This window comes from Oscillibacter sp. CU971 (assembly GCF_905219725.1).
Lineage (GTDB): Bacteria > Bacillota > Clostridia > Oscillospirales > Oscillospiraceae > Oscillibacter.
The window spans coordinates 1-2,999 of the sequence record NZ_CAJMXG010000302.1; the positions used below are offsets into that span (position 1 = coordinate 1).

General features: G+C 56.5%; 3 protein-coding genes. 2 read left to right on the forward strand and 1 reads right to left on the reverse strand.

Translation table 11 applies throughout. The annotated features are described in order from the left end of the window. Nucleotides 1-167 precede the first annotated feature (167 nt). Complete coding sequence (locus JX325_RS14490; RefSeq protein ID WP_204791790.1) at nucleotides 168-1,301, reverse strand: hypothetical protein; 1,134 nt, start codon at nucleotides 1,299-1,301, stop codon at nucleotides 168-170. 381 nt (nucleotides 1,302-1,682) lie between these two features. Between JX325_RS14490 and JX325_RS14495 the strand changes: the two genes are divergently transcribed. After that, nucleotides 1,683-2,816 carry an AAA family ATPase gene (locus JX325_RS14495; protein WP_204791791.1) on the forward strand — a complete coding sequence of 378 codons (1,134 nt, stop codon included), beginning with the start codon at nucleotides 1,683-1,685 and terminating at the stop codon, nucleotides 2,814-2,816. Nucleotides 2,817-2,893: 77 nt separating this feature from the next. Next, a partial coding sequence (locus tag JX325_RS18780; RefSeq protein WP_374220631.1) for a hypothetical protein occupies nucleotides 2,894-2,999 on the forward strand: 106 nt, incomplete at its 3' end.

The following is a 2,999-nucleotide window of genomic DNA, read 5'->3' on the forward strand; positions in this document are numbered from 1 at the left end:
CAACGGCATGATGAAAGACCTGTCTGTGCTCCAGGAGCCGCCCTTCACCGATCAGGGCAGTGTGGTGGAGGTGTTCACCGACATCTCCCTCTGGCTGGGTATCAAGACTGTGATCGACAAGATCAACGCCAATGCAGCGGCATAATCCAATACAGTCCAGGAACCGGTTAATCTGAAACCGGTTCCTGGTTCTTCTTGTACTGATCCCGCAGGCTCTGATGCCCCTCCTGGTCTTTTTGAATCAGAGCCTCCCTTGTAAAATACTGCCACTGAGGATTGTCCGTAGGTTTACCAAGATCAAGCACCATAAAAGAAGCCGGATATTTCCGCTCGGGGTCGAAGTCCAAGTCGGCGGCCACCCGCTTTTGCCAAAAGCTCTCCTCCGGTAGTAGCTCTTGCTTGACGGTATTGTAACTGGTCAATTCATGGGTAGTGTCGATGCGGCGCAGAAATTCCTCCGCCCTGATTTTCCCTGCCATATACTCCCGGCGCGCCTGACGGGCATTTGTTTCCCATTCGTCGTACTGCATAGGTGTCATGGGAATCAAGCGATCCCGCTGATTCTCCGGTGCGTCCTGATAGCGGAGCATTCGAGCGTACATCCGGTCCCGCAGTTGCTTGAACAGCTTCAAAGCGTCATCCTGCTCCGGTCCCTTTCTGCGCTTGAGGTTGGCCCCTCGTTTCTTGCAGGACTGACCATCAAAAATCCGGTCGCAGTAGAGCGCTCTGGCTTTGGTTTTCGGTATGAAGTAATTCCAGCAGCAGTCGCATTGGGCAATGCGCTGCTTTTCCTGGTGGAAGTACAGCATCAGCTCCACCAGCCTCAGCTGATACACATTGTCCACCGGGAGCGGCAGGATTGCATTCTTATAGCCATCCAGCCGGGCGGGGTCACAGAACTCTGCAATCTTGGGATAAACGCCACGCAGCTTTTCAAACCGCTCCTGTTGGGTAGCCCGCTCCATCCCGTCGAAGGTCATCTCCATGATGTTGCGAAGACGGATCTGTGTGTAGATGGGAACCTCCAGGGCTTGCAGTAAGCGCCGCCCGGCGTGAAGGAGGAACGACGCGGAGCCGTCATCCTGCATCCGCAGAACTTGCTCCAGTAGATTCCCCAACTCAAAGAAACCGAGTGGGTCAATCTCCTGGAGCATAGATGGGAGCATCAGTGCCTCGGCAGTCAAGTCCTCCAGCTCGGACACCGAAACATCCAGCTTTGCCTCAAATAGCGGATGCCCTTCATAGAGCCGCTGGAATTCCCGGCGGTAGGCTGTATAATCCATCTCCGCCGCAGCGACCAAATCCTCCGCAGGAGTAACAAAAGGGAGATGTGTCTCCGGCCCATACGTCCCAGACATCACAACACAAATTTTACCGTCGTCCCCAGTCTCAATCCAGAGACTGGGGAATTTTTTGTCTGCCATACCGCTCCCTCCTCAAGATCACTTCATGATGTAAAGACGGCTGAATTTATTGTAGCATGACAGCGAGGAAAAAGAAAGTCCGGACGAACCTCGGCAACTGAATACCCACCACCAGAGAGGATATGTCTTCGGTTCCAGTACTGCCACGACCCCGCAGATGTGGGTGAGCGTACCAGAGGAGAACACTACGCGGCAGAGAAGCCTGGCGCAGGAACGGGTATGGTGTGTGGCCTAACAACACAGAAAAGGAGAATTGAAATGAACAAGCTCAACACCATCGACGGTGAGACCCTGATGAGCCGCCCGCTCCAGCCGCTGAACTTCGTGGTGGACACACTGATCTCCCAGGGTCTGCACATCCTCGCAGGCTCTCCCAAGGTCGGGAAGTCCTGGCTGGCCCTGTGGCTGGCGGTGGCCGTTGCCAAGGGCGAACCCGTCTGGGGAATGCAGGTAAAACAGGGCACAACCCTGTACCTCTGCTTGGAGGACTCCCAGCTCCGCATCCAGAACCGGCTGTTCGACGTGACGGAGGACGCACCGGCTAATGTCCACTTCTGCACTGAGAGCCGTATCCTGGGTGACGGACTGACTGAGCAGCTGGAGCAGTTCCTCAGTGAGCACCCGGACACCTCCCTCATCATCATCGACACCCTGCAGATGATCCGGGGCACGAATTACGACAACACTTACGCCAACGACTACCGGGATCTGTCCGCTCTGAAGCACCTGGCCGATACCCACAGGATTGCCATCCTGCTAATCCACCATTTGCGGAAGGAAAAAGCGGATGACGTGTTCAACCGCATCTCTGGTACCACCGCTATCAGCGGCGCGGTGGATGCCAGCTTCACGCTGGTGGAGGAGCAGCGAGGCAGCGGCAGAGCGAAACTCAGCTGTATCGGACGGGACATCGAGTACCGGGAACTGGAGCTGCGCCGCAATGCCGACAACGTGTGGGAAGTGACAGCGGACAGCTATCAGCAGCCGGAACTGCTGGGCAGCAAAGTGGTCGTTCTCCTCTCTGCCTTACTCCAAAACCGTTCTCAGTTTATCGGCACTCCCACGGAGCTGGCACAGCGCATCGACCCTGTCGGCACAGAAGGAATCACGCCTAAGAACGTCTCCAAGAAAATCCTACAAAGCGTTGAGGCTCTAAGCAATGCGGGTATCACAGCGGTCATACGCAGGAGTAACGGAAAGCGGCTGATCGATCTGCGTCGTGCCGATAGTGCCGACAACGCCGGGGCCAGAACTGCCGACCCTGTTGACCCTGCCACAGCCGCTGTAACGCCTCGTGTGGGCCAGCAGGAGGCACGGCGGGAGCTGATACCCTGTCAGACAGAGAGACCTCCGTTAGGGCGGAAAACCCACCCGCGAGTGGGGCAAGCATAGCGTCCGGCTATACGTCGGCCGCATTCGCCGGGGCAAAGCCCCTGCCCCCCGCCCCTGAAGGGGAGAAAGGAAACACAATGCAGAGAAGAAAAACAGAAATTGTCACAGCACGAATGACACCGAAGGTGAAAGCCCAACTTCAACAGCGGGCACGAGACGCCAACATGACGCTCACAGACTACC

Bases quoted from the DNA above. Each gene is read 5' to 3' on its own strand.
- JX325_RS14495 (WP_204791791.1), top strand. From the start codon at position 1,683: ATGAACAAGCTCAACACCATCGACGGTGAGACCCTGATGAGCCGCCCG.